Source organism: Dendrosporobacter quercicolus, from assembly GCF_900104455.1.
Lineage (GTDB): Bacteria > Bacillota > Negativicutes > DSM-1736 > Dendrosporobacteraceae > Dendrosporobacter > Dendrosporobacter quercicolus.
Genome location: NZ_FNHB01000001.1, coordinates 1,178,667 through 1,203,486 on the forward strand (window position 1 = coordinate 1,178,667; position 24,820 = coordinate 1,203,486).

Below are 24,820 nucleotides of genomic sequence, written 5' to 3' on the forward strand. Positions count from 1 at the left end.
GAATTTTCTGCCGGTAGATACACTCTGCCTTTAGCGTGTATCTGCAAGCATAGCCTATCGTACTCACCCTATCGTGCCATATTCTGCGGTTCTCTCGCTCTGTCCCGCGTTGTACCGTCTCCTGAATAGCCTTGGCCTTTTCGATCACACTTTTCCCCTTAAATTCAGGCAAATCCAGCACTGCCAGTTTTAGGATATCAATTTCCTCCCGCAGGTCACGGTTTTCCGGCTCTAGTTTTCTCAGCCGCTCATCATCTGAACTGAGCTTGCCGCTACGGGAAAAGGGGCATCAGGTTTTTCTCGATACTTTTTTAACCACCCATGAAGCGTATTCTCATTAATCCCTAATTCGGCTGCTATTTTCGATACCGGCCCGCCGGGCAGATTACATTTTGCAACTTTTTCTTTCTATGTCAATCAATATTCTAACTATCCATCTTGCTAATAAACCCATAACGATGTAAATAGGGAATGAATACCAGTACAACCATTTAATCAGTACGTAAAATCCCAAGTGGACAACAATAGGTTCGGCCACGAATGAAAATACTGTTGATAGGACAACTAACGCCCAAAAGAAATTCTTCCAGGCCGGAAAGTATTGGTATACCAGCATAAAGATAATGGGCAGCATCGTATAATCAATCGAAGTAAGCCTTGGCAGTATTGGGATAACTCCTACCGGATAACGCCACAAGGAGAGCACGAAACCAATTTCGTCTAATGTAATTGTAAATACCATAATGATTACCCCGAACAAGACAAGTTCAACGATCCTCTTCTTATCGACTAATTTATACCAAATAAACCAGTGAGCAATCAGTAATATAAAAAGAACCCACCATCGCCAAGTACCAATATGCTGACCCAGGAAATTGTCAATTTGGGCTTGAGTTAATTGACGCATCATTTCTGCAATTTGTTCGTCAGACGGATAATTCACCTTATCCTCTCCCCTGCTATTTTTTCAGTTTCTTTCTGAGCGAGATAAAATCATCCAGTGTCGTATCAATTTTCCTGCAAATTTCCATTGTATCCTTGCCTTCTTCACGCAATTTCACCAATTCCCGGATTAAACTTTGGACATTACTGCAATACTAATTTAATTCTTTCGTACTCCAATATCTTCATAAGTCATCAGTAAAACCCATTATCCCCTTACGGCTACTTAATTTCATTCTTTTCTATTTTTTAATATTTATAATATTAACCTATGAATTATATTTAAGTTATCAGTTAATATTAATCAATAACTATATGTAAAGATTTGCCTATTGTTGTATAGTAAACTAGGTGATGTTTACATGAATATCGATTATATTGCTATTGGGCAAAGAATTAAAAGAATTCGCAAAAAACGCTTCACGCAAGAAAAACTTGCGGAAAAGTTGGATGTTACCCCGGTCTATATTAGTCAGGTTGAAAATGGTAAAACTAAAATTAATCTGGAAATGCTGGTGCGTATAGCAGGCTTACTGGATACAGACCCTGGCTATTTCATTAATGGCGCGTCTTATCAAACGCAAGATTATCTTAAATCTGATCTGGCAAACCTTTTGCGTGACTGTCCACCTGAAAGGCTTCAACTAATTTATAATGTAGTTAAACTCATTGCTAATCATGGGGAACTCCCAGCAGTGACTAAGAGGTAACAACCATTGTTACCTCTTTTGTTTTTAGTATTTATTTACCTGGAAACAGTCTTAATATTATGTCGGTAGATACATTAAGACTGCATGGGATTTTTGGTTCTCATAAAAGCACCTCCATATACCGGGCAATCTTGGCTTTTACTCTTAAATTCTCGGCATAGCGATAGAGCTTGTCGATGTTTTTATCCTTGGATTTTATATAGCTTATCATGGCCGCATTTACCACTTGCACATCAACGGCATTTTTTCCTCTCACAATATCGCATAAAGTACGCCTGATTTTTGTTGTTTTTAGGGCTTCCTTACTGCGACGGCCCCTTTTAAATAGTAAAATATAAAGACGGGATGCAGCAACTTTATAATCCTGCCCAAAAACAAAACCGTGAGAGAACGTCAAGGACGGCGAAGTCGCTTGTTTATCTTGACGCGCTCTCACGGTTTGCTATAAACTCATCAATGAACTGAAATTTGTCATATGTACTTACTTGCCTCTTTTATGCTCAACGGGGCCAGTTGTGTATAATATTTTTCAATAAAACAGCTTACCCATTTAGGGTTAGTCTTAGAATAATCCCGCAAACTCCAACCAATCGCTTTATTGATAAAAAACTCATGGCTTCCAAAATTATTGATGATAATTTTCTCTAACAATTCTGTATTTGTTTTATCTTTCCTGAGAAGCTGGTGGTCTATGGCGATTCGTCTGAGCCACATGCTCTCATCTGTGCTCCAATCGATCAGAACATCATTTACCTCCGGATTTAAGAACGCAATATTTCCTATAAGTTTGTCAAGCCCGTCAATGGTATCCCACCATGGTTTTTTCAATGCTAATTCCTTAATTTTCGGTACGTCTTGCGGGGTCAAGAAATTCTGCATGGCTACAAGGTAATCGATCGCAACATATTGTAATTCACGATATGGATTATCCCAACAGATTTTTATAAATTCCCAGTCTACTATTTTTACCTTTTTTGCTGTCTTAAAATATTCTTTGCATAGCTTTTTTCGCAATGGCGTAGGTATGCCTAAAAATAGAAACTGATTTCGCATGTACGCACTCATCCTTAGCGATTGTTGTTCATCCTTATTATTCAAAAAATCATCGATAAGATGTATTCGTTCCATCATCCACCTCTAATAACTTCTGATTTATTTAAAGAGATAAAGCTCATTTTTAAATTGACACATAAGCAGCCTGATAATTCTCTAAGTATATGCCCACAAGAGGCTTCAAACCCAATGACCCTGCCAATTTTCATTGTCCATATCAACTTTATACTTAATAAAATTATCGATCAAAATCTCTAAATCTTTCCAGCACAATCCCTGCGCATCTCTCAGCAGCCCATTTTTTATTGGTTTCCGTAAAATTCTGTTTGGATATCTTAACAGAGTTATTTGAACCTAGAGCCTCAGTTAAACATTCATCATGATTAAGAAACCAAATAAGCTGATCACTATGTTTATCAACGGATTTAAGAACTATGTCAGAACTTTTTCGGGAAATGCTATCGTTGATATTTTCCATACATTTCTCTCCGCTACAATTACCTCTTCAATAAATTTTTTTCATTTCCTAATCTTCATCTATAACGGTGTATTATTCATCCACGTCATGTTCGGGATGCGCATTCGTCTACATATCCCCCAATGACGCCGTTCTGCAATTGACGATACCCATGATCGCCTTATACTGCTGCGGCGTCATTGCAGATCACCTGTGCTCTGATAGAAAAACAAAGGCGGAGTAAACCATTATTATTTTATATCTTTTTCCCAATATAAAATACATATCCATAATACTGTTTGTATTTTGAATACAAGTCTGCCTCACGCCTCATAAATGAAATCATATCCTCAACAGTTTTATTTCCCGCATGCTTTTTCAAGAATTGCTCTTGCCTTGCTTTTTGCGGAATAAAATAATTGTCTATCCAACAACTTTCAGGCAGCGTAAATGCGGCAACAGGAATATAACCTGTTTTTTGCATGATGGAAATATTATATCCTATTGTGCCAATTTCAGGAACTGCGTCCACCCACCACTTCTCAATTTCAGCGGGGCGTTCATCGGTAAACCATGACTCATATGTTACGGCAATATAACCATCTTTTTTGAGGAAGCCTTTCCAGTGATTCAAGCCTTTTTCAAAACCTATATTGGCAATAGCCCCCTCAGACCATATAAGATCAAATTCGTCATTCTGAAACGGCAAATTATCCATTGAACCGACAATACCTTTTACCCTGTTCTGCAAACCAAGTTTTCCGGCTGTTGCGTTAAGTTTATCAATCGAGCCGGCGTAAATGTCGAGAGCGGTGATGGTTGCTTCTGTATTTTGGGCCAGAACCATTGTTTGAAAGCCTGTGCCGCAGCCTAAATCGGCAATTTTTGCTTTGTTTGAAAGATTGCCGATAAAACCTAATGCCCTGATGGTTTCTTCGGAGCTGCCGGGGCCCTGCCGTTCAAGCTCTGTGAAAAATTCATTGATGAGGGCAAAATCAAATTCTTGGATTGTTATTTCTTCCATTGTCATACTCCTTATCTTCTAAATTATACCTTTGGTTTTACGCCTTTTGTTTCCGTGGGGCGGAGTTCTTTTCTATAAACCGCTCAATGTGTGCCGCTAATAACTTAGCGGCCTCTTTCTTGTCAGGCATTGAATCTGAAATGCTTACCAACAAATAAAATGGCGCATAAAACTCAAGCGCAAGCTGTTTTGGGTTGGTTTGGTTCCAAATACCCTGTTCCATCATTTCACGGAATAAATCTTCCATATAGCTGACCGGCCCGCTTACAAGGCATTTTTGATACAGTTCCATTATTTCTGGGTTTCTGTATTGCTCCAAAGTCAACATTTTTCGGAAATTACTGGAAAATTCGTCCTCTGTCCAAAAACGAAACTGCGCTTCGATGAAAACCTTGATTTTATCCACAGCAGTATTGCGGTAGGCCGATGGTGATTTATCAAATATTTCCTCCGGCACTTCATACACTTTCGCTCTTTCAACATCTATCTGATAGATACGCTCCACAATGTTATCAAATATATCCCGCTTATTCTTATAGTGCTTATATAAAGCTCCTTTTGTCATTCCAAGCTTCCCAGCAATAACGCTAACCGAAACAGCTTCATAACCATCCCGCGCAAACAAGCGGAGCGCAGTATGCAAAATATTTTCTTTTGTGTCGGCCATCTAAAAATTCTCCCCGCTCAGTAAACGATCGTTTACCATTATTATAGTCAACGATCGTTTACTTGTCAATAAGTTCACAAAAAACGGCATTGCAAATTAAACGAGTTTGAAACTGAGCACTGTTTGGCGGATTTGTAGGTGAATTGGCCATTGCACGCGTTGAAGGGACCTATCGCAAGGTTATTAGAACTACAAACAGGTAAAGGTTGCTCATTTTAGACAAATGGCTTCTGTTTCCGCTCAAGGAAAACGAAGCCCGCGATTTGCTTAAGATCGTAGAGTCTCGTTAAAAATTCTATGCGGAGCGCAATAATTTAACTGGTTTTACTATTCACCACCAAACAAAATCATTTGACTCGTGCATGTATGCACATATATAATGCTATTAAGGGGTGATCCATATGAAGCATAAAACATTTCAGACCGAAGCAAACGCTGCATGCATGAAAGCACTTGATGATGTCATGGACTTTGAGTTCTATAAAGTACTTTTTGACCCTGCGCGCATTGACATCATTAAATATTTGGCTTTTGTTGACAACGCAAGCGTGAAAGAAGTCGCCGAAAATTTCACACAGGACCGATCCGTAATTTCGAGACATCTGGAATTAATGCACCGCTATGGAATTGTCGATAAGGAAAAACAAGGACGATACACGCTATATAGGTTGAATTGCAACTACGTAATTAACAAGTTTGAAATTACCGCGAAAGCCCTTAAAAGCTTAATGTAAGTATCTAAGAGTAAAAAGCAAAATATTATTATTAGCGTCATAAACGCATATGCGCAATACTTTTATGAAATGAACCGAAAGGAGAATTTATGAAAATTGTATCGGTTTTAGGCAGTCCCAAGAAGAATGGCAATACCGCTTCTTTGCTGCAGGCGTATCTGCAAGGTGTCAGAGAAAAAAATAAATCCGCAGAAATCACCCAAATAATCCTTGCTTCACAGAAGATTGTCATGTGCAAAGGATGTAACAGCTGTAAGAATGGCAATGCCGCCTGCATCATAAAAGATGATATGGACAAAAACTATGCGCTTGTGCGGGCAGCAGACGTGCTTATTATGGCAACACCTGTGTATGTATTCAATATGACGGCGCAGCTTAAAGCTTTTCTTGACAGGCTTTATGCATTGAACGGCGACGAGCTGTTTGGCAAGCAAATTGTTTTGTTGACGACATACGGCGCTACCGACGAAGAGGAAGCCGGTGTCGGCAGCATTGTACAAACCATAAAAATGATCGCACACATGCTGAATATGAATTTTAAACACAATATAAATGTGAGCACTGCCAATCAAGAAATCCTAGAAAACCAGGCTGCTTTACACAAAGCATTTTGCTTAGGCCTGGCTTTATAAGGTGTCAACTAAGCATAAAGGAAAGAGGAAATTATGACTACCATACTATTTGCCCATCCTTGGCACGGAAGCTTTAACAAAATGGTTTTCGATACTGCTGTGACGGAACTCGAAAAAAAGGGGAAAGCTTATCAGATTATCGACTTGAATAAGGATGGGTTCAATCCGGTCTTTACCCAAGAAGAGCTCGCCTTATATTCCCAAGGGAAATACAGCGACCCCCTGGTTGGAAAATACCAGAAAATACTGAAAGCCAGTGATGCGCTCATCGTGATTTTTCCCATCTGGTGGTTTGATGTACCAGCCATACTTAAGGGCTTCTTTGATAAGGTAATGCTTAAGGATTTCGCCTATATTGAAACCCGCACCGGGCTTAAAGGTCTTCTAGGCGATATCAAAAGAACTACCGTCATAACAACCTCAAATTCGCCCAAATGGTATATTGAATTTTTTGCCGGCAACCCGATAAAAGGTGTTCTAATAAAATCCAACCTGAAAGGGATGGGGTTAAGAAATGTAAAATGGCTTCACTGTGGCGACCTAAAAAAAGAAGCTGTTGAAAAACGCCTGAAATTCCTTAATGAAATCAAAAAACATGTAACTTAAAAAAACTGCTGTTGACATCTTGCCGCCGGAAGGTTATATTATTCGTCAAATAAGGAAATGTTCTTTTAACCAAGCTCTGAAAACTTGCAATTGTTCTTTGGTATGGAAATAATGTTCGCCATGCTCCAGCACTTTCAGCTCGCAGTGAAATCGGCTGACAAACGCAGATAGCACCTCAAACTCGCATAAGCTATCGTTAGAGCCATACAGAATGGCGGTTGGGCTACTCCAGTCATTGATTGGATGGGCTTTAACATAACAGTAATAATCCCAATAAAGCGTTTGCCCAATGGGCGTAGGCACTTCTTTTTCCTCTTTCAATCTTATCTCGCTTATGTTAAACCAGGTCATGATATTTCTAATAATCCTTTCCATATTCAGCACTGGAGAGAGGAACAGACACTTTTCAAGCGGAAGCTTATTATAAGCAAGCAGGCTGAAATACGCTCCCATACTACACGCAAATACGCTTATGTTTTTTGATAGTTTGAGGGCATAATGCATGATTATAGTAAGGTCATGCATGCAGTTTTGAACTTTACAGGCATACGGGTCCCCCTTGCGGTCACCATGTCCGGGCAAATCAAAACTAATTACTTGGTACCCTTGCGCTGTTGCTTCCTCGGCAAAGATAACCATTACATCATCTGCCTTGTTTGACATGTTGCCGTGAATGGCAATAAACAGCCTATCTGATTTACCGCCCCACAAAATTGTCGGTATACCCTCTACCGTTACTTCCTGTTTTATCATCGCATAAACCTCTTTCTACCATATGTAAAAAGCAGAACACCGCCTGCCTTCTTGGGCATTTCCGTTTTATGTGTTTACCAAAACCTTTAACCTGCAAATTATTCCCAGTCAACTCATCCGGATATGATCTTGAGAGAATGAGAGAATCTTACTTAACTTTCTTTTTCGGTTTAGGCAATGGCGTTACCGGCTCAAGAATGGCAATTACTTCCTTGCTGAGTTTTGCATTGTCGATGTCCAGTACATAGTGCTGCTTTGCTCCGTCATAAGGGAATCCGGTATCGGCTTCCCGCATGATTTCAGCCAAACACGGCAGCATCTTCACAAACGCGGTATTATCGCAAACGAGCAAAATAGGCTTATTGTTTACATAGATCATATAATCCCCGAACATCTTTCTGTAACGGATGTCTCCCACACCGGCAATCTGGTCGCAGACATATTCAATAAATCGATCGTACTAGCCATCCCTTTATTCCTCGTCAAACGCAGCCAACACACGCCTTCAACAGCAAAAACCAATTCCTTCGGAGTAACACGGATTCCCAATTCTTCGGCAACCTCACGACAAGCGGCATCGGGAAGCAACGCTTCCGTTTCCTGCCCTCCGCCAGGCATGATATACCATACTTCACCATTCTCCTGCAATTTTATTGCAAGCATCTTACCGTCTTTAATTATCAAAGCTTTTGCGGAATTTCTTATCGATCGACTCATAGTTGCTCCCCCTGTTATATAATAATCCCACTGGCAAATTCCTGTTTATCTGCACGATGTGATAACTACAACACATTATACCATGTTTATCCAAATAGTCCTGACCCGTCAAACGGGCAATGTCGTCAACTTAAGAAAAATAAATTCAAAAAAGCACTTGACAAAATATCCATAAAATGGAACCTTGCATTGATTACTATTTTTAATGCGAGGTGCTTTTATGGATTCATGCCAAGTTATATCGTCGATTTTACAGGTCGCCAATCAACAAATTACTGCATTGACAATGCCTTTACTCGCTCTGGTAAGCTTTCTTTTTCCGGATTAATTTATTTTATCCTTCAAGCTACACACAAATCGCTTTCTATTAATTATGCGCAACTTCGAACCGCTTTTTCACCAGCGACTAATTTGCCATTAGTATCAAAACAGGTTCTTTCTAAAGCAAGAAAGAAATTCGCAATAAAGCATTTCTTGCATTATTGCGAATTTCTGTAGCACAATACTACCAACATTTTAAGGGCTTGCGCTTATGGAACGAATTTCATTTCTATGCAGAACGACCAGTGAATGATAGCTGTAAATAGGACACACCAGGTCTTATCTGTAGTAATATTATGTTGGGTGATAATATTGAAAACCAAGCGATTATTAGAAATTACAACCATATTGCTTAATAAGGGTACGATTACCGCTAAGGAACTTGCTGAGCGTTTTCATGTCTCCACTCGGACAATCTACCGGGACATTGATGTGCTCTCTTTGGCAGGTATACCGGTTTATATGAATAAAGGCAATGGCGGCGGCATCCATCTCCTTGCAAGTTATACGTTAAACCGTGCGTTTTTTTCCGGGCAGGAAAGTGAAAACATGCTGCTGGCATTTAAAACCCTGCAGGCGACGCAACATTTGGCGTTAGATGCTGCCCTGGAGAAAATGGGCGCCTTATTTAAAAATCTTCCTAATCAGGACTGGGTAGAAGTCGATTTTTCGCCATGGGCAAGCTCACTTAAGGAACAAAATAAATTTAATGAGATAAAGCGGGCCATGTTGGCACGAAATGTCATTAGCTTTGATTATGTAAATGGAGAGGGCCAGCGCAGCAGCCGGCTGGCAGAACCGGAAAAACTTGTTTTTAAAAATCATGCATGGTATCTGATAGCCTTCTGCCGGCAGCGTCAGGAATACAGGACTTTCCGGATATCGAGATTAAAGCGATTGAAGGTCTTGGCAGAAACATTTGAAAAAAAGGTATTGCCAAGCCGGAAAGAGCAAGAGGGGCATAGCAGGCAGACGCTTGTTCGCGTGAAGCTTCATTTTAAGGCTCAGGCTATTAATCGACTTTATGATTATTTTGATGACTCATTTCTTGTCCCGAACGACGACGGCAGTCTTACCTTAGAGGTAGAATTTCCCGAAGGAGAATGGCTGTACAGTTATATCCTATCCTTTGGTAGTTTGGTGGAGGTAGTGGAACCGGAATATATGCGTAATATCATTACGGAACGAATACGACAAGCATTGAAAATTTATGAATTTTGATTTGAATAGTCTTTAAGGGCTGGGTCTTTTTCAGCCAAACGCAACACTCCTGTGCATGATTAAATAGCGTTGGAATTTCTTATCGTTAACCTTGTAAATTTTTCTCCGTTTTTGATAAAAAATTCTCCAAGGCTTCATTGATATCAAGATTCATGCGGTCAGACAAAATTATCAGCCACCATATACACTCGCCAAGTTTATGTTCCAGTTCAGATCTGGAATCTCCATTTGTTGGCCAACGTCCCTGCTGAGACATTGTCAGACGACCAACCAATCCAGCATCTGTCAGAAAAGCCAACGCATCTTCTTCTACTGTCCATTCTTTTTCATGATACTGCTGTTCTAATTGATGGTAGCATTTTCTTATTTGAAGGGAACGTTCAATCACTTCATTTAAGTTCATATTGATCATAACTACCCTCTTCTTCCTCACAAATTTTCTGTTTATCTTAACTACTATTTCCTTATGTTTATAACCTGGCTGGTTTCTTATGATTCATAACATACGACAGCAATGCTCTCTATCACAGCTGCCATATATTTGGATACTTCGATATGCATAGGATGAACGATATAAGCCTCTAAATCCTCCATGGAATCATACTGAGCGATCTGCAAGATGTCATAGGATGACGCACCTTGGCGTATGTTCACTTTGACTGTTAGATCACGAAGAGATTCAATTCTATCCTTCATACTGAGCAATTTATCCCTGGTATTTCCAATATTCTCACTATTCCTATCCTTTAGTTTAATTAGTATATTATTAGTGATCATTTTTTTACTCCTTTATGATTTATATTTGTATTTTGTCTGCTAACTATTCCTTTAATGCACTAATTGGCCTCGATTGATCTCCGGCAGGCAACAAGGATCTATGGAGCTAGAACGCTGCTACTGCCAGATAATTGTAAGGGGTTATCCAGCTTATACTTTTTTTCTGGTCGACTTGAACAAGGTTCGCATTGATCATCTCTTATCACCTCCTGTTTTTTAGTATACACAAGCTAATAAGACAATAGTGTGTCATATTAGACTATCGCTCATAAATTTCTAAAGCTTGCCTTATCCGTATCACGAAAATTTTAAACACACTGCAAAGTGATGCGAAATTATGACCGTGCTGATGAGAGGCGGGCAATCGGCCTCTTTACATCATTCGCTTTTTCCTTTATGTCCGCCCACATAATCCGCCCGTTCAAGGAAGGTTCCGCCAGTCATCGACCCAGCATAAAAGATCGCTTTTTTGCCAAATCGTTTCCGAAGATCATCTACTACTCTATCCATGGCATGTGTCTTTTCTTCTCCTGCAAAAAACAGTTCCAACTGCGCAAGTCCTTGTGACACGATTTTCCCAGCAGTAATATTTACTGATCGTACCGGCTCGCCCTGCCAGAGCTTAATAAACTCCTGGCGGGCCGCTTCACTAATGATATCTGTTGAGTTTTCCGGGCGAACCAGCTTAATTCGTGCAGTAAAACCCAACTTAAAATGCCTATCCGAGTATCCTATCCCCAAATAGACCTCCTGGCATTTTTCCTGGTGCTTACGTAGCCTAGTGCATACATCTCCAACCATTTCCTTAATGATCATTAGAATTTCTGCTTTTACATCATAATCCCGCATTAATATCTGGTTCTTACTATAGGATTTACTTTTCGGCCGTTCCTTCTGGCTAATGATGCTGGCATCCAAGCCCCAGGCGTGGTAATATAACTGCAACCCTATTACGCCTAGCGTTTTCTGCAGCCGCACTGGATTGGCGTGAGCCAGCCCCTCTATCGTATAAATACCCATTCGCTTGAGTTTCTCATCGTATCCTCTGGATATGCCCCAAAACGCAGTCAGCGGCCGTATTTTCCATACCGTTTCCGGCACCATCTCATAGGTCCATTTGGCAATCCACGGCGGACGCTTTTTCGCTTCATGATCCAGTGCCAGTTTTGCCAAAAGCGGATTATCGCCAATGCCTACCGCCACAATAAGCCCCAGCTCATCCTTCACTGTCTTTAAGATAGCCTCCGCAATCGCCTCTGCGGGTCCAAACAAATTGTGCGATGCGGTAACATCCAATATGGACTCATCAATGCTATAAACATGTAGATCTTCATCGGTTACGAAGCGACGGAATATATTCTGTATTGCCTGGTTCACATTGATATATGACGCCATATTGGGCTCTACTACCATAATCGGAGAACGCTTGGGAATCTCAAATAGCCGGTTTCCGGTCTTGATATTGTATTCCGATTTAACCCTCGGGCTGCTGGCCAGTACGACCGCACCGGCTCTCCTTACATCCGATACTACAGCAATATAGGCTTCTAGCGGGTCAAGCCCCCGCCGAACCGCCTCTACGGACGCAAAGAATGATTTTACGTCGACGCACAATACGCTCCTGCGGGGAAAACGTGAAAAATCAACGAGCCCCATCACTTTTGCCTTCTTTCTCTTTCATCTGCTCGTTGTGCTCAGACAGAAGCATACCCGCCCACTTGACCATACATCGGTCGACATAAACTACCAGAGCCATCTGCTGGTAAATAGGGATACTCAGTAAATCTATCGTATGTTCGTTCATCACTATCCACCTCCATATACATAATACCAGAACATATGTTCTTATGTAAATGGTGATGGACTTGGTAATTTTTGCTAACCTGAATAGAAATAAAGCCGGCTAAGATGGTCATTAAACCAACCTAGCCGGCGTTTCCTTTCACACTTACAAAAACTATCAAGTAAAGTTACAAGCAATAATTAATATAATAGATATTATTACGGCTCCAATGTTCTCCAATATCTTTCTTGCTCCACTTTTTTGTTGCTAAATTTTCTGACCGAATAGCGGTGGTCTTTTACTAAAAAGTCCTTTGTTACCCGCCAATCGCTTTACAATTTTAATTAAGAATGAGCCTTGGCTATTATTTGTGCCGGACATTTTTCGCCATTTGTGAACCATTTACATTCGCGGCATTCAAAGCAGGGCTTATAGTTGCTGTCTTTCCTCGAATGCTTTATAAAATCTGAATCGGCTAAAAAGGGCTTTCCATATGCAACAAAATCACAGCAGTCATTTTCAATTAATACATTTCCTCTGCCCAATGTCTTAACGTCATTCACAGCAATGACGGGGATATTTACATGCTTTTTAACATGGCTTCCCGTGTAAACTACATCATTGTATCCAAAATCCGTAGGCAGTTGCAGTTTTCTATCCTCCGGTATTCCAGTAGACACATGCAACATATCAATCCCCATATTCTCCAGAGCTTGAGCGATTTGGACATCTGTATTCAGATCATCGTTCCAACCCATTCGGTAAGACACAATAAAATCATCGCCGGCGAAACTTTTAATCGATTTCGTAATTTCCTTTGCCAAAGTCAATCTTCCGATTAAATCGCCGCCGTAAGTATCTTGCCGTTTGTTGGAATAGGGCGAGGTAATCATATTCAGAAAAAAGGTATGTGCTCCATGCAATTCAATACCATCAAGGCCAGCCTTTTTACAAATCTCAGCACCCCGGATAAACAAATCTCTGATTTTGACTAATTCTTGTTTTGTCAACTTGTTGACATCCTCCGAATTATTATCATAAAAGCTAAAGCCGGGTAAGCCAAGCTGCGCAAAAAATCTGGTTCCGTTCTTATGATAGGCTTCCGCTATTTTATTTAGATAACCAATGTGCTGTTCAGAATAAGCACCTGCTCCGCCCGCTATCTCTTCTTCAGTCGACACGGAGAGAACTTGGCTAATAATTAGACCGATTCCCTTATCTGCCCGCCCTAAATAATCCTGTAACATTTTTTCACCCATGATGCCATTCCTGCTTGGCAAGCCAAAACGTACCATAGGGGCCATCACAATCCGGTTAGTGAACTGGATGCTTTTCACTTGAATTGGGCTAAATATATTCGACATATCATCACTCTCCTTTTGATGGGTATTTACTCTATATTCAGTAACCGGGCTATATTTTCTCCTAAAACCGCGTTTGCAATAGCAGACGTCTTTGCGAATTGCAAAACGGCGTTTTTGGATAACTGTAAATCCCCAAAGGGGCGGTCTACCCCAAAGAAACATTTCTCCGGCACTTCATTGATAATGCTTGCTAAAACAAATGTCGAATAGTATGCTGATGTATCCAGATACAAATTAGAAATTTCTTTTATAAGTGCAACTGTTTCAAGCCAGTTGCTCCCGCCCAAGTGTCCTAAAATGACAGGAGTTTCAGGATAATCTTTTGCTAACTCCGAAATTTCTTTTATATCCTGAAATGTCAGCGGAAAAAATGCGTGTATCCAGATCGGAAGATTGTGAAACTCTTGTGAAGCACGAAAAATATTTTTTAAAAGATGTATTTGTCCACTTCCGAGTGTAAATTCGCCCATCCCTGTTAAGTGATTATTTTGAATATTTTCAGCAACATATTGAAGCGTGGGTTTTAGTTCAAGGCCCGCAGGAACCGCGCCAAATCCGATATAACGGTTGGGGTATTGTTTAATTGCATCCATAAGCTCCGATACGGCTTTTTGCCGTACCTCTACCATAGAGCCTTTTTTTCCGGCTAACAGGTCGTTTAAAAACTCCATAGAGGATTGGACGTCGGCAAAATTTTTGGATGCTTCAGGATGAAAAGTTGTGGAGAATAAAACGGTTTTATCAATACCCGCCGCATCCATAGCTTTTATATGTTCCTGAATCGGAAAAGTAACATGAGAGTGTCCGTCAATAATCATAAATATATCCCCTTTTCTGCAAGTTGAATTATCCTTTACTTTATATTATAATGATTTTATACAAAAAAGAAAGAATGCACTTTTTTGTAGCATACTTACGAAAAGGAGAGTTAAGTGATGGCTGAAAAAATATGCTTTGTAAGCAACAAGGAACCTTTTGAATATACATTATCAATCGTAAGCGGAAAATGGAAATTAAAAATCATTTACCTCCTTGCCTGTACTGCTCCGGCAAGATACAATATGTTGAAAAAAAATATAGATACAATTACCCATAAAATGTTAAGTACGCAATTAAAAGAATTGGAGCAAGAGGGAATTGTTTCTCGAAAAGAATATCCTCAAGTGCCTCCAAAAGTTGAATACTCTCTCACTCCCAAAGGGGAAAGTCTTATTCCGATAGTCATAGCTATGTGTGATTGGGGCAGGCAAAATACTTTAATTAAGGAACCGCAGGACAAGCACGAAGTATAATGGTTCATTGTTATTAAATGTGCGTAATCGGGTTATCTGGATTGAAATATATAATCCAGATAGTCTTTCACACTCTGATCGATTTCTTCATCGCTTGCCTGAAACGAGGAACCGAAAACGGTAAAGTACGGAAGCGTAATGGCTCCGATGTGTATCATACTGGCTTTGAATGGCGTAATCAATTCATCCACCGTAAAAGAAATTGAACCGGCGGGCGAGTAATTTTCTTTTTTATCTCCTATGGACATCGCTATGCCGAACTTTTTGCCGTTCAACTTGTTCCCTTTTGAGCCATATGCCCATCCGTGAACAAAAACATCGTCCAGCCACTTTTTTAATAAAGGTGGATAGCTGTACCAGTATAAGGGAAACTGGAGAATGATGTGCTTGTGCGCTTCTAACAACTTTTGTTCTCTTTCAACGTCAATATCCAGTCGGGATACTTTTTATAAAGCTCATGTATTGCGAAAAAATGCCCAATACCGGTAACGATCTCCCCTCGTTTTTGCCCTGCTCGGGCCTTCCCGCCTTCTTGACCAAAATAAAAAAGTATGTTATGTTCTATTTAACGTTAACGTTAGATAGGGGCATAAATAATGAGTGACTATAAGATTGGTGAGCTTGCCAAATTGACAAATTTGACAACAAGAACGATTCGCTATTATGAGGAGCTAGGCCTGTTGGGCACCAGGGATGGCCGATGCCAGGGACAAACTCGCTATTTTGACAACAATGATATTGAACGTCTCAAAAAAATACATCAATTAAAAGGGTTGGGACTTTCCCTGGAAGAAATCGCTCAAGTCATCGATCTTTATTTTACTGATGGAAGAATTTTAGAGGGAAAACGCAAAGTGATTGAAATATTAAGCGCCCACGTCTCCTCAACTGAAAAAAAAATAACAGAATTGACTGCCTTCAAAAAAGAAAGCGAAGAAAATATAGCCCGAATTAAAGCCATTATGGAAGAATATTCAAAAGAAATGCATTAATTTTTTTGCGATTTATTTAACGTTAACGTAAAGATTAATTTTTTGTTAAGAAAGAGGAGCTAAATGATCTCTTTATGTTTAACCTTGAGTGGCCTGCTTGTGCTTTCTAGTTTGTACATACTCATTCCGTTGCTGAATGTACTTTCACAAGACCTGCAATCGCCCCTGTATCTAACGGCCTACACCAATACAGGATTTTCTCTATTTTATGCGATTGGTTTTTTATGCGTTGGGAAACTGATTCCTCAATATGGCTCCAAACGAATTTTAGTTTATGGCATGTTTGGGCTGGCCATTACGACCTGGATCACAGGTATGGCAACCTCAATGCAGCTGCTGATTTTGTTTCGGGCTGTGCAAGGCTTTATTGCTGCCGCGTTTGCACCAGCGGCATTAACGTATATATCCGATCATTACCCTCCGGAAAAAAGGATTGTCGTCATGTCCTGTGTCACAACAGGGTTTATTACAGCCGGCATTATCGGCCAGATTTTTTCTTCAGCCGTGAATGATTATTGGGGCTGGCGGGGGGTTTTCGGCCTGCTGGCGTTCGCTTATTTGGCATTGGCTCTACTGAATAATTTTTTATTGGTGCATTCGTCACCGAGTGAGGTGAAGCAAGAAAACCTCTTCCCCGCATTCAAAAAATTCACAAGCCATCCTGACTTGCCCAAAGCCTATTTCGCGGCATTTACGCTATTGCTGTCATTTGTTGCATTGTATTCGTCACTGGACAGGTACTTGCTCTCGAAATTCCAGCTGAATTCCCAGGAGGCTTTTTATATTCGCACCATGGGAATTGCGGGAATTGCCGGCTCCTTATTCGTGCCTAAACTGGCACAAAAACTCTCCTTTCAGCAACTGGCGGCATTGGGAATCGCGTTGATGCTGAGTGGTTTGCTTTTATGCGTCTGGTCTGGCTCAGTGGCAGGGGTGCAAATGGCTCTGATTATCTTTATTGCAGGGTTGCTGATCACGATTCCCAGCATCATTACCCTGATCGGGCAGTTAGCCGGCGAGATGCGGAACATGGCTGTCACCTGGTATACTTTTATCTTATTTGTCGGTGCAAGCGTCGGACCCCTTATCGCCAGTGCAGATGATTTTACTCTTGTTATTGGTATCTTAGCTTTCATGTTAAGCATAGCCTTTTTTTCGGTCCTGCGAATTGCGTCCGGTAAAGGGGGTGGGAGCGGTTAACGTAAAATGCCACCCAAGAGGAGATGATTATATAAGTCAATATCAAAACTTCGCGTGGTTTAATTTCAAGTTAGCTGTTACTATATCTAAACTGAGATTGGCTTTGGGGAGAATGGCATGAAAGGGCGGTTACGAAAAATGCTGTTAACTCCCTTTCATAATCCTTGTTATCATAGCTCTTGGTAGGTCTATATCTACAGCATCCTAAATTTGGAACCTTGCCGGAAGGTCCACACCTTGAACGAATCAGGAGTTCACCGCATTACGCTGACGGGGCATTTCAGAATTTAGTTCCTATTCCTCCACGTGTTGAGGGAAACAGTCCTGTTTCGTTATGTTTGGCGTATCTTTTTATTCCCAAACAATCGGGGAACCAAAAGATATAGCCAATATGGCTGTTTTTCTGGCATCAGATCAGGCAAGCTGGATTACGGGAGGGATTTTTCCTGTGGACGGAGGTCTTACAACGAACTAAGAAGTTGTTTCCGCCATCATAGCCTTGAATTTGTTTTTGAGAATTGTTATAGACGGGAAAATAGGGTAAAGAAGTGTTAAATTGAATGCTGACAAGTGCTTGCTTTCGCGTAAGTTGCTTTCTACAAACAGGCAGATAATTGGCGAACAAATTTTAGGCTTTTATTAAGAAATGGGGGTGGCCTCTTTGAAGTATTTATTTCTCGTCTGTGTTACTGGATTTCGCACAAAATAGAAAACGATATCAGCAGTACACAGGACGAAAGGAGCAAATTAAATGTGACACTGAATAAGCAGCAACAAACTGCCTTGGATTCCCTTGATTTTATAAAAGTACCGGAAAATTATGCATTAGCGCAAGTGTATGCGGGGGTATAAGCTGAGGATGATGTTTTACTATAGCCCATGAAGACAGGCAGATCCTGGCTTCATGGGCTGTGTTTTCTTTGCAGTAGAACTGTACATTGATATGCTTATTGGAGTGATTGATCTATTTAACTTTAATTATAAATATTGCTCAAGCAGTAGACGCCCTAATCCTGTTCCTTAGAGGAGGTCGGGGCGCGGGGTGCGCAGCCATTTTACTTCATGTTCTGCTATGACTGATACCAAGATAGCTAAAGCCGGACTACTGTGCCCGGCCTTAATTCCACCTTTTTCCTATAACTATAGTTGAAATATATTGCATTTTTGTAGTTCAAAATCACCTCGTATCACCACGCAACTGACATGTACCCGCCCTACGCCTTCACAGTACCAACCCCGAAGGCGGTATTGTTCCGAAGTACCTGCTCCACCATGTTAGCTTCGCCATTGACACAGCTGACCAGTAAGACAAGTTCCGAAACCTTGTCTCTCCTCTGGCGGGTCATCTTTCGTCCCGTCAGCAGGTAGTCGCCGGCGAGCCCGACCGCCGCGCCGCCAAACAGCCCGATCAGCGCCCAGATTATCGGCCCCCAGGACCAGACAAACCCGTAGATTGTCCCCAGAACCATGCCTATAGTGCCGAACACCGAGGCAGTATCGATGATACTGACTCCATCGGACCGGTAGATGGTATCTAAAATTGCAAAGTTTTTTTGCTTCTGAGCGAGAGGTATCGCCAGCATCTTTTCTTTGGCAATACCTTTTGCTTCCAGCTCGGTTATGGCAAGTTCAACAAATGACGAATGGTTGAAAGTGGCCGCTATCAGCATCTGGGTCGCTCCCTCCGTTATTGGCATGGGCAGTTCAAGCAGCAATCGCTGGTATCTTTTCGCGAGATATTCGCGTTGTTCCGCATCAAACTTTTTATTCAGTTCCACCGTGCAAGAGTATGAATCGTAGGCGGCAAAGCAGTAAATCGAAGGCATGAACAGTAACCATTGTGGATCGGCTACAGCCAGCGCCTGGCCTAAATCTCCTAAAAAAGTAAAATGCACAACCTGGAACAATCGCGAATAATAAGCGCTGACCATCCAGAAGGTTATCAGGAAAAGGCCGGTGACCATTCGCATGACGAACATATGCCCCAGTCCCGGAAACACCACGCTCCAGAAGACGCTGACCCAAGGCGACCTTTTGTCCAGGAAATTAATGCTGTACGGCAGCACCGTGAACACATCAATCGGCGCTTTTTCCCGTTCAGCAAGCACGGCCTGCTTATTGAGGCTTACGGAATGGTTGTAGGCATCCCACAGACCATAGCAATACGCGAGGGCATAGGCCATCAGCCACCTGGTATCCAGCACTTCCTTGGCAAGCTCGATCCGCCCGGTAAACGAGTATAATATCGCCACATTTAAATTCGTCATCAGATTGATGAGGACTTCCATAGCTACCAGCACGAAGCCTTTGATATAACTGCCGATCATTATCTGCCCGAAGCCCCCGAAAGAGGCCGCCCACCATACGGCCATGAGCGGATTCCGGACATGCATCTCCGATGTGGTAAAAGCGGAAAGGGCTAATCGCTTGCGGCGCGGCGTGTAGTCGCTCATTTCATTTCTCCTTAGGTATGCCCGCGCATTAGTCTATGCCTCGTGTTTCGCGGCAACCTCACTGCCTCAAATCGAAGCAAAATATTCCGGCTACTCCCCGATTTATTGGGTAGTAGTCTTTAGTTATGCCCAAATTCCATTCCCGATAAATACCAATGACTGGGTCAGGTTGAAGTTTACTGCCATGAACCTTAGGGAGGCCTTGCCTGTTTTCATCTTTTTACGGAGCAAACCGAGATTTTACCATTGAAAATGCCGGTTTTTTGGCACTCTGAAGAAGCAGGAAAAAATTAGTTTCTTGCTTTTTTGAATGCTTAGTAGGGGTGTACCTTCGCTTCTTCGGAAACGCTGTTGGCAAGTTAGGGAAGTATTGAAATGTGCTGCACCCTTCCCCAGTGAATTTTCATTCAATAAGCGCCGAAATAATCCGGTGCTTATTTCTTTGCCATTTTTGTTCTTTTCTAGGCGGTCAATTTCTTGGCTTAATTCCAGAATCTCGTTTAGCTCATCGTATTTTTGTCTTTTTTCGGGGGGACATTTTTTTCACATAACCGTTTCTTAAATATATAATCTAAAGCAACTATTACAATTTTTTGCAACTTTTTCTTTCTATGTCAATCAATATTCTAACTATCCATCTTGCTAATAAACCCATAACGATGTAAATAGGGAATGAATACCAGTACAACCATTTAATCAGTACGTAAAATCCAAAATGTACAACAATAGTTCAGCCACAAATGAAAATACTGTTGATAGGCCAACTAACGCCCATAGGAAACTCTTCCAGGTCGGAAAAGTATTGATATACCAGCATAAAGATAATTGGCAGCATCGTATAATCAATCTCTGGAACCGCCGTGTAATGACGCAGTCAGCGGCCGTATTTTCCATACCGTTTCCGGCACCATCTCATAGGTCCATTTGGCAATCCACGGCGGACGCTTTTTCGCTTCATGATCCAGTGCCAGTTTTGCCAAAAGCGGATTATCGCCAATGCCTACCGCCACAATAAGCCCCAGCTCATCCTTCACTGTCTTTAAGATAGCCTCCGCAATCGCCTCTGCGGGTCCAAACAAATTGTGCGATGCGGTAACATCCAATATGGACTCATCAATGCTATAAACATGTAGATCTTCATCGGTTACGAAGCGACGGAATATATTCTGTATTGCCTGGTTCACATTAATATATAACGCCATATTGGGCTCTACTACCATAATCGGAGAACGCTTGGGAATTTCAAAGAACCGGTTTCCGGTCTTGATATTGTATTCTGATTTAACCCTCGGGCTGCTGGCCAGTACAACCGCACCGGCTCTCCTTACATCCGATACGACAGCAATATAGGCTTCTAACGGATCAAGCCCCCGCCGAACCGCCTCTACGGACGCAAAGAATGATTTTACGTCGACGCACAATACGCTCCTGCGGGGAAAACGTGAAAAATCAACGAGCCCCATTACTTTTGACTTCTTTCTCTTTCATCTGCTCGTTGTGCTCAGACAGAAGCATTCCCGCCCACTTGACCATACATCGGTCGACGTAAAATATCCGGGCCATCTGCTGGTAAATAGGGATACTTAGTAAATTTATCGTATGTTCGCTCACCACTATCCACCTCCATATACATTGAAAGTTGTAAAATATGGTGTTTAACATTACAATACAGAAATTCTTAAACGTCCGTTTATACGGGCGTTTTTTTTTGGTTGGGAGGTAAAGACTTGGATTGTCAAACTGCCAATTGAAAACTAAACGCCGCACCCTATAATCCGCGCATTGACTTAAAACCGGTCGACAAGGAATATGAGAAACTCAAAAAATCCATTCTCACCTTCGACTATATTGACCCGATCATCGTAAACAAGCGCGGCTATGTGGTGGTCGGCGGACACCAACGTCTGAAGATACTCCAGGCGATGGGACATACCGAAGCTGCAGGACTTGCTCGCTGAACTGCAGGAGGCTGGCATGGACATTGAGATTACCGGTTACGACGATTTGGAAATTGAAGAACTGATGCGCGTGGCTTTGGCTGACGAAGAGGGCAACTCCCCGAAAAAGCAGGCGGTTGAGGATGACTTCGACGCGGAGGGAGAAACCGCGAAGATTAAAACCCCGGTAACCAAGCCGGGAGATATTTTGGTTACTTGGCCAGCATCGCCTGTTTGCGGCGATGCCGCCAAAGCGGAAGATGTCCAGCTGCTTGTGGACGGCAAGCTCTGCAACATGGTCTTTACGGACCCGCCGTATACGTTTCGTACGTTGGCAAAACGGCGGACAGTTTTAAAATTCAAAACGATAGCATGGCCGATGGCGATTTTTACAAGTTTCTCTTGAAAGCGTATCAAAACATGCTGGAAGCAGTGGCACCGGGAGGTGCCATTTATGTTTGTCATGCCGATACCGAAGGTTGGAACTTTCGCAAGGCGATGGTGGACGCCGGCTGGCTTTTGAAGCAGTGCCTCGTCTGTGTAAAAAACAGTATGGTGCTAGGCTGCCAGGATTACCAAAATCCTGCACACGTTCCAATAAAGAGATAATCTTTTTCTCTTTCAAACTCTGGCAAACTCTCAGTACCACTGAATTTGTGCGTTTGAAAAGTTGAACAATTTTTTTTATTTTTCGCGGGAATTTATCGTGGCATAGCTGACTCCTGCGGCCCCCCGCCCCGTAGGAAGGAACCGCCCGATTCATTTCCAGGAAATGGTTTAAACCCTATCACCGGATCGGCCGGCCCTGCTTCGGGACAATTGCCCCGTGCTTCCTCTCATCCGGCGGAGCGTTGGCTTTCATCGCCTGCCAACTCGTGATATGGCCGCTGCACTGTCCTTGACGCCACTCCACTCGATTTGCCATACAGACTTCCAAACCGTGGTTCAAGCAGTCCGTCCGGCTACACACTACCGTTGGCATGAGGCCACCTCCATAAAAAGTAAGACCGCCCCAAACGGGACGGCCTCCGAATTATAGATAATTCGGCTTTGTGTAAATCATTTTAATTATTAAACTCATTGTACATTTGTTCTCCGTGGTTTATACTGATAGTAAAAAAATGGATACACTACTCGATAACTTCGAACTATCTTGGTTATAAGTATAAAACTGCAGATGAGAGGAATGTGGAATGAACAACAAACAAACCCTAAGTATTAATAACACTTTTTCAATCCGTATCGATGACATTATGATAGATTGTGATGACGCTCAAAAGCTGGGGGATTTTTACGCTGATTTATTGGGATGGAACAAGACCGAATTAGGCAAAAATTGTGTTTCAGTTCATTCTCCAGACCATCCTCTTCGCTTATTATGTCAACAAGAGAACGACTATATCCCCCCTGTATGGCCGGAAACGGTTGATACACAACAAAAAATGCTCCATATCGATTTCACAGTAAGCAATCTACAAGTTGCTGTCAGTCACGCTATATCCTTAGGTGCTAAAGTTGCCGAAAAACAATATAACCCCACTCAGTGGATAACCATGCTCGATCCTTCAGGACACCCGTTTTGTCTTTGCTTACCAGAATAGTGAGACCGCCCCAAACGGGGCGGTCTCAAGTATTTCGATGGTATCATTATAGCACGGTCAAAATCAAAAAAGTGTTCACGATTTGTTCACGCTTATATCGCTTTCAATGCGGTGACGCCGAACAATGCGACGGCAAACTTCCGGATGGCATCGGTTTTTATTTCATAGACAATCTCGGGAATTTTCACTATAGCCAATGCCCCGCGCGATGTCCTCTTTATCCACCTTTTTTACATACCACATAATCAGTACGTCCTTATACCGTTCACAGCCGGGGTCCAGGCAAATCGCATTTAAGACGTCCTCGACTTTCCCCATCTCGGTGAGCGTTAACTCCCGCATCTCCTGCCACTTTTGTAGTTGAAAAAATTTGGTTTAAGGTATCGTGCGACTGCGATGCCCGAACTCCGGTCACGTCCATGACCACGGCGCCCAGCGGTTTCGGCTCGGTCTGCCACATTAATGCCCGATCATCCGGTCGGCGTGCTCAATGCTTTTCGTAATATCCCGGTAATAGCGCAAATAATTTTCAGCCTCTCTAATGCAGCCCACTGGTTAGTCCTCCTGCCTCGGGTTAATGATCTTGCCGTCAACCGCCTGCCGGAGCCACTTACTAAACTGATAGTCTTTATCGATTTCTTTCTTATCGCTCGAAACCTGATATTGCGTCTCTTAGGCAAGAGGTCTTTCAAGAATCCCCAATTCGATTGCTAACCGATAAAGTACTTCCGAGCCTAAAAAGATATGGTAAACTTATAAGCGTCAGAAAAGTGATAAGTCCACCTGCTAATACAATAAACTTTAATTGCAGACCATCTTCTAGGCTTTTCATAATAACAGTTAACCCAATTGGTAAATTTAACAATAGCCCTGTTAACGTTCCTGGTGCATACTTCCGGAGAACAAGCGTTGCGACAAAATGCGGAAAAACAGAATTGAGACACATCATAAATATAAAACCCAAATAAATATATTTAACTATTCCATAAAATTGTCCTAATGTTATTGCCATAAACGTTATGAAATAACCCAATGCGGTTACAACTATCAATGCAAAATGGAATTCTCTGTTGGACACTGGGGGATGATATTTTCCCGCATGTTTAGACCATCTGGGAAGCCATATGGCCTCTTCTATATTGTGCAAAGTAAAAGATAATAAAAAAAGTAATTCCATAGCCTCCTCCTTTCTATTGGCACAGAACGGGGATTGCAAGCCGGTCTTTCCTATTTCTCAAACTCTGTGGTAAGTTTCGAGTCCTTTTACTCAAATCCTCCCGGTGACAGACGGCGGTTCGGTTTCTATAAAATTCACTCTCCGCCAGCTTTACTCATATTGAAATTCTTCTTAAACCTGCGTCTGATCTCTTCGAGTTTTTGCTTATTACGTTCGACTGCGTCCATAATTGCTTGGCGCATTATTGGGTCATCGGTTTTGGATTCCATTGTGCTTCCCCTTTTGTCATCGTCAGTACCTCTGACAACTTCACCGCCAAGGACATCTCGCTGCGTTTTTATTATACGGTGAGAAAAACAGGAATGAAAGGCGGCAGTTGGGCTCAGAGTTGCCACCCTCCAAAGGGG

33 protein-coding genes and 1 pseudogene are annotated in these 24,820 nt (G+C 41.9%); 12 read left to right on the forward strand and 22 right to left on the reverse strand.

The genetic code is table 11. From position 1 onward, the window contains the following. Positions 1-240: 240 nt before the first annotated feature. On the reverse strand, positions 241-384 hold the full coding sequence (locus tag BLR06_RS20330; protein WP_092069923.1) for a helix-turn-helix domain-containing protein: 144 nt from the start codon (positions 382-384) through the stop codon (positions 241-243). Between the two features lies 1 nt (position 385). Then, positions 386-943, reverse strand: a complete 558-nt coding sequence (locus tag BLR06_RS05390) for a CBO0543 family protein (RefSeq protein WP_092069274.1) — start codon at positions 941-943, stop codon at positions 386-388. A gap of 361 nt (positions 944-1,304) precedes the next feature. On the opposite strand from BLR06_RS05390, the gene BLR06_RS05395 reads away from it, so the two are divergent. Further along, entirely contained in the window at positions 1,305-1,652 is a 348-nt protein-coding gene (locus tag BLR06_RS05395; protein ID WP_092069277.1) for a helix-turn-helix domain-containing protein, read from the forward strand. Positions 1,653-1,752: 100 nt separating this feature from the next. Here BLR06_RS05395 and BLR06_RS19445 read toward each other — a convergent pair whose 3' ends face one another. The 5 genes from BLR06_RS19445 to BLR06_RS05420 all read right to left on the reverse strand — a co-directional run bounded on the left by BLR06_RS19445 (position 1,753) and on the right by BLR06_RS05420 (position 4,853). Then, positions 1,753-2,088: a hypothetical protein gene (locus BLR06_RS19445; protein ID WP_173812631.1), complete on the reverse strand. Its 336-nt coding sequence runs from the start codon at positions 2,086-2,088 to the stop codon at positions 1,753-1,755. Between the two features lie 35 nt (positions 2,089-2,123). After that, on the reverse strand, positions 2,124-2,783 hold the full coding sequence (locus BLR06_RS05405) for a DNA alkylation repair protein (RefSeq protein ID WP_217636838.1): 660 nt from the start codon (positions 2,781-2,783) through the stop codon (positions 2,124-2,126). Between the two features lie 160 nt (positions 2,784-2,943). Beyond that, the gene (locus tag BLR06_RS05410) at positions 2,944-3,183 is read right to left on the reverse strand and encodes a hypothetical protein (protein WP_092069286.1); all 240 of its coding nucleotides are present in this window, start codon (positions 3,181-3,183) and stop codon (positions 2,944-2,946) included. Positions 3,184-3,418: 235 nt separating this feature from the next. Further along, complete coding sequence (locus BLR06_RS05415) at positions 3,419-4,186, reverse strand: class I SAM-dependent methyltransferase (RefSeq protein WP_092069289.1); 768 nt, start codon at positions 4,184-4,186, stop codon at positions 3,419-3,421. A gap of 37 nt (positions 4,187-4,223) precedes the next feature. Next, positions 4,224-4,853, reverse strand: a complete 630-nt coding sequence (locus BLR06_RS05420) for a TetR/AcrR family transcriptional regulator (RefSeq protein ID WP_092069292.1) — start codon at positions 4,851-4,853, stop codon at positions 4,224-4,226. 401 nt (positions 4,854-5,254) lie between these two features. Here BLR06_RS05420 and BLR06_RS05430 point away from each other — a divergent pair, with 401 nt between their 5' ends. From BLR06_RS05430 to BLR06_RS05440, 3 genes are all read left to right on the forward strand, one after another. Then, a complete protein-coding gene (locus BLR06_RS05430) occupies positions 5,255-5,587 on the forward strand; it encodes an ArsR/SmtB family transcription factor (RefSeq protein WP_092069295.1) in 333 nt (110 codons plus the stop codon). Positions 5,588-5,676: 89 nt separating this feature from the next. Beyond that, complete coding sequence (locus BLR06_RS05435) at positions 5,677-6,219, forward strand: flavodoxin family protein (protein WP_092069298.1); 543 nt, start codon at positions 5,677-5,679, stop codon at positions 6,217-6,219. A gap of 33 nt (positions 6,220-6,252) precedes the next feature. After that, positions 6,253-6,825 (forward strand): NAD(P)H-dependent oxidoreductase, encoded by a 573-nt coding sequence (locus tag BLR06_RS05440; RefSeq protein WP_092069301.1) that lies wholly within the window; start codon positions 6,253-6,255, stop codon positions 6,823-6,825. A gap of 45 nt (positions 6,826-6,870) precedes the next feature. On the opposite strand, the gene BLR06_RS05445 is transcribed toward BLR06_RS05440, so the two are convergent. From BLR06_RS05445 to BLR06_RS19755, 3 genes are all read right to left on the reverse strand, one after another. Next, positions 6,871-7,578 carry an alpha/beta hydrolase gene (locus tag BLR06_RS05445; RefSeq protein ID WP_092069304.1) on the reverse strand — a complete coding sequence of 236 codons (708 nt, stop codon included), beginning with the start codon at positions 7,576-7,578 and terminating at the stop codon, positions 6,871-6,873. A gap of 148 nt (positions 7,579-7,726) precedes the next feature. Continuing rightward, complete coding sequence (locus tag BLR06_RS05450) at positions 7,727-7,957, reverse strand: hypothetical protein (protein WP_245698026.1); 231 nt, start codon at positions 7,955-7,957, stop codon at positions 7,727-7,729. Then, complete coding sequence (locus BLR06_RS19755; RefSeq protein ID WP_217636839.1) at positions 7,954-8,295, reverse strand: NUDIX domain-containing protein; 342 nt, start codon at positions 8,293-8,295, stop codon at positions 7,954-7,956. Before BLR06_RS19755 ends, BLR06_RS05450 begins: the two co-directional genes overlap by 4 nt. Positions 8,296-8,928: 633 nt before the next feature. On the opposite strand from BLR06_RS19755, the gene BLR06_RS05465 reads away from it, so the two are divergent. Next, positions 8,929-9,837, forward strand: a complete 909-nt coding sequence (locus BLR06_RS05465; RefSeq protein ID WP_245698027.1) for a helix-turn-helix transcriptional regulator — start codon at positions 8,929-8,931, stop codon at positions 9,835-9,837. A gap of 85 nt (positions 9,838-9,922) precedes the next feature. On the opposite strand, the gene BLR06_RS05470 is transcribed toward BLR06_RS05465, so the two are convergent. From BLR06_RS05470 to BLR06_RS05490, 6 genes are all read right to left on the reverse strand, one after another. Then, a complete protein-coding gene (locus BLR06_RS05470) occupies positions 9,923-10,249 on the reverse strand; it encodes a nucleoside triphosphate pyrophosphohydrolase family protein (RefSeq protein ID WP_092069313.1) in 327 nt (108 codons plus the stop codon). Positions 10,250-10,326: 77 nt separating this feature from the next. Further along, entirely contained in the window at positions 10,327-10,614 is a 288-nt protein-coding gene (locus BLR06_RS05475) for a Dabb family protein (protein WP_092069316.1), read from the reverse strand. 378 nt (positions 10,615-10,992) lie between these two features. Beyond that, positions 10,993-12,270 (reverse strand): Y-family DNA polymerase, encoded by a 1,278-nt coding sequence (locus BLR06_RS05480; RefSeq protein WP_092069319.1) that lies wholly within the window; start codon positions 12,268-12,270, stop codon positions 10,993-10,995. After that, positions 12,257-12,418, reverse strand: a complete 162-nt coding sequence (locus tag BLR06_RS19450; protein WP_173812634.1) for a hypothetical protein — start codon at positions 12,416-12,418, stop codon at positions 12,257-12,259. Before BLR06_RS19450 ends, BLR06_RS05480 begins: the two co-directional genes overlap by 14 nt. Positions 12,419-12,741: 323 nt before the next feature. Further along, positions 12,742-13,761, reverse strand: a complete 1,020-nt coding sequence (locus BLR06_RS05485; RefSeq protein ID WP_092069322.1) for an NADH:flavin oxidoreductase — start codon at positions 13,759-13,761, stop codon at positions 12,742-12,744. 26 nt (positions 13,762-13,787) lie between these two features. After that, positions 13,788-14,579, reverse strand: a complete 792-nt coding sequence (locus tag BLR06_RS05490; RefSeq protein ID WP_092069325.1) for an amidohydrolase family protein — start codon at positions 14,577-14,579, stop codon at positions 13,788-13,790. Between the two features lie 117 nt (positions 14,580-14,696). Here BLR06_RS05490 and BLR06_RS05495 point away from each other — a divergent pair, with 117 nt between their 5' ends. Continuing rightward, a complete protein-coding gene (locus BLR06_RS05495) occupies positions 14,697-15,053 on the forward strand; it encodes a winged helix-turn-helix transcriptional regulator (RefSeq protein WP_092069328.1) in 357 nt (118 codons plus the stop codon). A 32-nt stretch (positions 15,054-15,085) separates the two neighbouring features. Here the strand turns inward: BLR06_RS05495 and BLR06_RS05500 are convergent, their stop codons facing one another. Continuing rightward, entirely contained in the window at positions 15,086-15,457 is a 372-nt protein-coding gene (locus BLR06_RS05500; RefSeq protein ID WP_245698028.1) for an NAD(P)H-dependent oxidoreductase, read from the reverse strand. Between the two features lie 192 nt (positions 15,458-15,649). On the opposite strand from BLR06_RS05500, the gene BLR06_RS05505 reads away from it, so the two are divergent. The 3 genes from BLR06_RS05505 to BLR06_RS20205 all read left to right on the forward strand — a co-directional run bounded on the left by BLR06_RS05505 (position 15,650) and on the right by BLR06_RS20205 (position 17,720). After that, positions 15,650-16,045, forward strand: a complete 396-nt coding sequence (locus BLR06_RS05505; protein ID WP_092069332.1) for a MerR family transcriptional regulator — start codon at positions 15,650-15,652, stop codon at positions 16,043-16,045. A gap of 63 nt (positions 16,046-16,108) precedes the next feature. Continuing rightward, positions 16,109-17,245, forward strand: coding sequence for an MFS transporter (locus tag BLR06_RS05510; protein ID WP_092069335.1), 1,137 nt, complete (start codon positions 16,109-16,111; stop codon positions 17,243-17,245). A gap of 334 nt (positions 17,246-17,579) precedes the next feature. Further along, positions 17,580-17,720 carry an SDR family oxidoreductase gene (locus BLR06_RS20205; RefSeq protein ID WP_092069339.1) on the forward strand — a complete coding sequence of 47 codons (141 nt, stop codon included), beginning with the start codon at positions 17,580-17,582 and terminating at the stop codon, positions 17,718-17,720. A 739-nt stretch (positions 17,721-18,459) separates the two neighbouring features. Here the strand turns inward: BLR06_RS20205 and BLR06_RS19950 are convergent. Then, entirely contained in the window at positions 18,460-19,698 is a 1,239-nt protein-coding gene (locus BLR06_RS19950) for a hypothetical protein (RefSeq protein WP_092069342.1), read from the reverse strand. 842 nt (positions 19,699-20,540) lie between these two features. After that, a complete protein-coding gene (locus BLR06_RS05530) occupies positions 20,541-21,161 on the reverse strand; it encodes a Y-family DNA polymerase (RefSeq protein WP_245698029.1) in 621 nt (206 codons plus the stop codon). Between the two features lie 303 nt (positions 21,162-21,464). Between BLR06_RS05530 and BLR06_RS20335 the strand changes: the two are divergent. The 3 genes and pseudogenes from BLR06_RS20335 to BLR06_RS05550 form a co-directional block, all read left to right on the forward strand. Beyond that, a pseudogene (locus tag BLR06_RS20335) lies at positions 21,465-21,656 on the forward strand (ParB N-terminal domain-containing protein); the annotation flags it as partial. A gap of 16 nt (positions 21,657-21,672) precedes the next feature. Beyond that, positions 21,673-22,041, forward strand: a complete 369-nt coding sequence (locus BLR06_RS05540; RefSeq protein WP_092069345.1) for a hypothetical protein — start codon at positions 21,673-21,675, stop codon at positions 22,039-22,041. Between the two features lie 787 nt (positions 22,042-22,828). Then, positions 22,829-23,236, forward strand: a complete 408-nt coding sequence (locus BLR06_RS05550) for a VOC family protein (protein ID WP_092069351.1) — start codon at positions 22,829-22,831, stop codon at positions 23,234-23,236. A 162-nt stretch (positions 23,237-23,398) separates the two neighbouring features. Here BLR06_RS05550 and BLR06_RS05555 read toward each other — a convergent pair whose 3' ends face one another. The 3 genes from BLR06_RS05555 to BLR06_RS20210 all read right to left on the reverse strand — a co-directional run bounded on the left by BLR06_RS05555 (position 23,399) and on the right by BLR06_RS20210 (position 24,682). Continuing rightward, complete coding sequence (locus tag BLR06_RS05555) at positions 23,399-23,578, reverse strand: hypothetical protein (protein WP_092069353.1); 180 nt, start codon at positions 23,576-23,578, stop codon at positions 23,399-23,401. A gap of 346 nt (positions 23,579-23,924) precedes the next feature. After that, positions 23,925-24,413 (reverse strand): HXXEE domain-containing protein, encoded by a 489-nt coding sequence (locus BLR06_RS05560; protein WP_092069356.1) that lies wholly within the window; start codon positions 24,411-24,413, stop codon positions 23,925-23,927. Between the two features lie 134 nt (positions 24,414-24,547). Next, complete coding sequence (locus tag BLR06_RS20210; protein ID WP_255319470.1) at positions 24,548-24,682, reverse strand: hypothetical protein; 135 nt, start codon at positions 24,680-24,682, stop codon at positions 24,548-24,550. Positions 24,683-24,820 lie beyond the last annotated feature (138 nt).

Excerpts from the sequence above, each read along its gene's own strand:
- BLR06_RS05430 (WP_092069295.1), top strand. The coding sequence starts at position 5,255 with ATGAAGCATAAAACATTTCAGACCGAAGCAAACGCTGCATGCATGAAA.
- BLR06_RS05435 (WP_092069298.1), top strand. The coding sequence starts at position 5,677 with ATGAAAATTGTATCGGTTTTAGGCAGTCCCAAGAAGAATGGCAATACC.
- BLR06_RS05445 (WP_092069304.1), bottom strand. The coding sequence starts at position 7,578 with ATGATAAAACAGGAAGTAACGGTAGAGGGTATACCGACAATTTTGTGG.
- BLR06_RS05490 (WP_092069325.1), bottom strand. The coding sequence starts at position 14,579 with ATGATTATTGACGGACACTCTCATGTTACTTTTCCGATTCAGGAACAT.
- BLR06_RS05440 (WP_092069301.1), top strand. The coding sequence starts at position 6,253 with ATGACTACCATACTATTTGCCCATCCTTGGCACGGAAGCTTTAACAAA.
- BLR06_RS05410 (WP_092069286.1), bottom strand. The coding sequence starts at position 3,183 with ATGGAAAATATCAACGATAGCATTTCCCGAAAAAGTTCTGACATAGTT.
- BLR06_RS19950 (WP_092069342.1), bottom strand. The coding sequence starts at position 19,698 with ATGAGCGACTACACGCCGCGCCGCAAGCGATTAGCCCTTTCCGCTTTT.
- BLR06_RS05560 (WP_092069356.1), bottom strand. The coding sequence starts at position 24,413 with ATGGAATTACTTTTTTTATTATCTTTTACTTTGCACAATATAGAAGAG.
- BLR06_RS20210 (WP_255319470.1), bottom strand. The coding sequence starts at position 24,682 with ATGGAATCCAAAACCGATGACCCAATAATGCGCCAAGCAATTATGGAC.
- BLR06_RS05485 (WP_092069322.1), bottom strand. The coding sequence starts at position 13,761 with ATGTCGAATATATTTAGCCCAATTCAAGTGAAAAGCATCCAGTTCACT.
- BLR06_RS05550 (WP_092069351.1), top strand. The coding sequence starts at position 22,829 with ATGAACAACAAACAAACCCTAAGTATTAATAACACTTTTTCAATCCGT.
- BLR06_RS05415 (WP_092069289.1), bottom strand. The coding sequence starts at position 4,186 with ATGGAAGAAATAACAATCCAAGAATTTGATTTTGCCCTCATCAATGAA.
- BLR06_RS05505 (WP_092069332.1), top strand. The coding sequence starts at position 15,650 with ATGAGTGACTATAAGATTGGTGAGCTTGCCAAATTGACAAATTTGACA.
- BLR06_RS19450 (WP_173812634.1), bottom strand. The coding sequence starts at position 12,418 with ATGAACGAACATACGATAGATTTACTGAGTATCCCTATTTACCAGCAG.
- BLR06_RS05480 (WP_092069319.1), bottom strand. The coding sequence starts at position 12,270 with ATGGGGCTCGTTGATTTTTCACGTTTTCCCCGCAGGAGCGTATTGTGC.
- BLR06_RS05530 (WP_245698029.1), bottom strand. The coding sequence starts at position 21,161 with ATGGGGCTCGTTGATTTTTCACGTTTTCCCCGCAGGAGCGTATTGTGC.
- BLR06_RS05495 (WP_092069328.1), top strand. The coding sequence starts at position 14,697 with ATGGCTGAAAAAATATGCTTTGTAAGCAACAAGGAACCTTTTGAATAT.
- BLR06_RS05540 (WP_092069345.1), top strand. The coding sequence starts at position 21,673 with ATGGACATTGAGATTACCGGTTACGACGATTTGGAAATTGAAGAACTG.
- BLR06_RS05510 (WP_092069335.1), top strand. The coding sequence starts at position 16,109 with ATGATCTCTTTATGTTTAACCTTGAGTGGCCTGCTTGTGCTTTCTAGT.
- BLR06_RS05450 (WP_245698026.1), bottom strand. The coding sequence starts at position 7,957 with ATGATCTATGTAAACAATAAGCCTATTTTGCTCGTTTGCGATAATACC.
- BLR06_RS05475 (WP_092069316.1), bottom strand. The coding sequence starts at position 10,614 with ATGATCACTAATAATATACTAATTAAACTAAAGGATAGGAATAGTGAG.
- BLR06_RS05395 (WP_092069277.1), top strand. The coding sequence starts at position 1,305 with ATGAATATCGATTATATTGCTATTGGGCAAAGAATTAAAAGAATTCGC.
- BLR06_RS05405 (WP_217636838.1), bottom strand. The coding sequence starts at position 2,783 with ATGATGGAACGAATACATCTTATCGATGATTTTTTGAATAATAAGGAT.
- BLR06_RS05555 (WP_092069353.1), bottom strand. The coding sequence starts at position 23,578 with ATGCGGGAGTTAACGCTCACCGAGATGGGGAAAGTCGAGGACGTCTTA.
- BLR06_RS20205 (WP_092069339.1), top strand. The coding sequence starts at position 17,580 with ATGTTTGGCGTATCTTTTTATTCCCAAACAATCGGGGAACCAAAAGAT.
- BLR06_RS05420 (WP_092069292.1), bottom strand. The coding sequence starts at position 4,853 with ATGGCCGACACAAAAGAAAATATTTTGCATACTGCGCTCCGCTTGTTT.
- BLR06_RS05470 (WP_092069313.1), bottom strand. The coding sequence starts at position 10,249 with ATGATCAATATGAACTTAAATGAAGTGATTGAACGTTCCCTTCAAATA.
- BLR06_RS19755 (WP_217636839.1), bottom strand. The coding sequence starts at position 8,295 with ATGAGTCGATCGATAAGAAATTCCGCAAAAGCTTTGATAATTAAAGAC.